The organism is Achromobacter sp. 18P8.1.1, assembly GCF_057799415.1.
Window position 1 is genome coordinate 1 of record NZ_JBYOKH010000095.1, and the last position, 3277, is coordinate 3277.

General features: G+C 52.0%; 2 rRNA genes. Both read left to right on the top strand.

The features are described 5' to 3' along the window. The first annotated feature begins 70 nt into the window (after positions 1 to 70). Positions 71 to 2955 (top strand): 23S ribosomal RNA (locus AC27VE_RS30680). Between the two features lie 199 nt (positions 2956 to 3154). Then, positions 3155 to 3267, top strand: a 5S ribosomal RNA gene (gene rrf / locus AC27VE_RS30685). The last annotated feature ends 10 nt before the right edge of the window (positions 3268 to 3277 follow it).

Genomic DNA, 3277 nt, shown 5'->3' on the forward strand with positions numbered 1-3277 from the left:
TCAGACTGCTTTGAAACTTATGAACGGCACAAACGCTAATACTCAGGTCCTATAGCCTACAGCGTTATAGGATCAAGCGACTAAGTGCATATGGTGGATGCCTTGGCGATCACAGGCGATGAAGGACGTAGTAGCCTGCGAAAAGCTACGGGGAGCTGGCAAACAAGCTTTGATCCGTAGATGTCCGAATGGGGAAACCCACTGCAGCAATGCAGTATCCCTAGCTGAATACATAGGCTAGTGGAAGCGAACCGGGTGAACTGAAACATCTCAGTAGCTCGAGGAAAAGAAATCAACCGAGATTCCGAAAGTAGTGGCGAGCGAAATCGGAAGAGCCTTTACGTTTTAGCATGCAAGATAATCGAAGGGGATGGAAAGCCCCGCCGTAGCAGGTGATAGCCCTGTAGATGAAATTTTGTGTGTGGAACTAAGCGTAAGACAAGTAGGGCGGGACACGTGAAATCCTGTTTGAAGATGGGGGGACCATCCTCCAAGGCTAAATACTCGTGATCGACCGATAGTGAACCAGTACCGTGAGGGAAAGGCGAAAAGAACCCCGGAAGGGGAGTGAAATAGATCCTGAAACCGTATGCATACAAACAGTAGGAGCCTCCTTGTGGGGTGACTGCGTACCTTTTGTATAATGGGTCAGCGACTTACATTCAGTGGCAAGGTTAACCGAATAGGGAAGCCGTAGCGAAAGCGAGTCCGAATAGGGCGATTCAGTCGCTGGGTGTAGACCCGAAACCAGATGATCTATCCATGGCCAGGTTGAAGGCACGGTAACACGTGCTGGAGGACCGAACCCACTAATGTTGAAAAATTAGGGGATGAGCTGTGGATAGGGGTGAAAGGCTAAACAAATCTGGAAATAGCTGGTTCTCTCCGAAAACTATTTAGGTAGTGCCTCAAGTATTACTGCGGGGGGTAGAGCACTGTTATAGCTAGGGGGTCATGGCGACTTACCAAACTATGGCAAACTCCGAATACCCGCAAGTACAGCTTGGGAGACAGAGCACCGGGTGCTAACGTCCGGACTCAAGAGGGAAACAACCCAGACCGCCAGCTAAGGTCCCGAATTATCGCTAAGTGGGAAACGAAGTGGGAAGGCATAGACAGTCAGGAGGTTGGCTTAGAAGCAGCCATCCTTTAAAGAAAGCGTAATAGCTCACTGATCGAGTCGTCCTGCGCGGAAGATGTAACGGGGCTAAGCGATAAACCGAAGCTGCGGGTGTGCACTTTTAGTGCACGCGGTAGGAGAGCGTTCTGTAAGCCTGCGAAGGTGGCTTGTAAAGGCTGCTGGAGGTATCAGAAGTGCGAATGCTGACATGAGTAGCGATAAAGGGGGTGAAAAGCCCCCTCGCCGTAAGTCCAAGGTTTCCTGCGCAACGTTCATCGGCGCAGGGTGAGTCGGCCCCTAAGGCGAGGCAGAGATGCGTAGCTGATGGGAAACTGGTTAATATTCCAGTACCGTCGTACAGTGCGATGGGGGGACGGATCGCGGAAGATCATCAGGGTGTTGGATGTCCCTGTTGCTGTATCGAAGATGGCGCTTAGGCAAATCCGGGCGCGTAAATCAAGGGTATGGCACGAGCGAGCATTGCTTGCGAAGTGATTGGAAGTGGTTCCAAGAAAAGCCTCTAAGCTTCAGCTGTACGAGACCGTACCGCAAACCGACACAGGTGGACGGGATGAATATTCCAAGGCGCTTGAGAGAACTCAGGAGAAGGAACTCGGCAAATTGATACCGTAACTTCGGGAGAAGGTATACCCCGGTAGTGTGAAGCGCCTGCGCGCTTAGCATGATGGGGTCGCAGAGAATCGGTGGCTGCGACTGTTTATTAAAAACACAGCACTCTGCAAAGACGAAAGTCGACGTATAGGGTGTGACGCCTGCCCGGTGCCGGAAGGTTAAGTGATGGGGTGCAAGCTCTTGATCGAAGCCCCGGTAAACGGCGGCCGTAACTATAACGGTCCTAAGGTAGCGAAATTCCTTGTCGGGTAAGTTCCGACCTGCACGAATGGCGTAACGATGGCCACACTGTCTCCTCCTGAGACTCAGCGAAGTTGAAGTGTTTGTGATGATGCAATCTACCCGCGGCTAGACGGAAAGACCCCATGAACCTTTACTGTAGCTTTGCATTGATCTGTGAACCGGCCTGTGTAGGATAGGTGGGAGGCTTTGAAGCGTAGTCGCTAGATTACGTGGAGCCATCCTTGAAATACCACCCTGGTTTGTTTGCGGTTCTAACCTTGGTCCGTTATCCGGATCGGGGACAGTGCATGGTGGGCAGTTTGACTGGGGCGGTCTCCTCCCAAAGTGTAACGGAGGAGTTCGAAGGTACGCTAGGTACGGTCGGAAATCGTGCTGATAGTGCAATGGCATAAGCGTGCTTGACTGTGAGACTGACAAGTCGAACAGGTGCGAAAGCAGGACATAGTGATCCGGTGGTTCTGAATGGAAGGGCCATCGCTCAACGGATAAAAGGTACTCTGGGGATAACAGGCTGATACCGCCCAAGAGTTCATATCGACGGCGGTGTTTGGCACCTCGATGTCGGCTCATCTCATCCTGGGGCTGTAGCCGGTCCCAAGGGTATGGCTGTTCGCCATTTAAAGAGGTACGTGAGCTGGGTTTAAAACGTCGTGAGACAGTTTGGTCCCTATCTGCCGTGGGCGTTGGATACTTGACGGAGCCTGCTCCTAGTACGAGAGGACCGGAGTGGACGTACCTCTGGTGTACCGGTTGTCATGCCAATGGCATTGCCGGGTAGCTAAGTACGGAAGAGATAACCGCTGAAGGCATCTAAGCGGGAAACTCGTCTGAAGATTAGGTATCCCGGGGACTTGATCCCCCTAAAGAGTCGTTCGAGACCAGGACGTTGATAGGTCGGGTGTGGAAGCGCAGTAATGCGTTAAGCTAACCGATACTAATTGCTCGTGAGGCTTGATCCTATAACACTGATGGTTATTGACCTGGTGATATAGCGTTCCAAGTGTCGTTCAATACAAAATCTGGCTGCACCGTCAGCAGCCAGCCAACACCAATTACACCCCCCTGTGCGTGATCATCGAGCTAGTCTCTGATCACCACACGTTGTGTTTCTTCCAAGATTGGAGCAGTTGCCTAACCGCAGCCGCTCAACCAGTTACGCCTGACGACCATAGCAAGGTGGTACCACTCCTTCCCATCCCGAACAGGACAGTGAAACGCCTTCGCGCCGATGATAGTGGACGGACGTCTGTGAAAGTAGGTCATCGTCAGGCTTTTATTCCG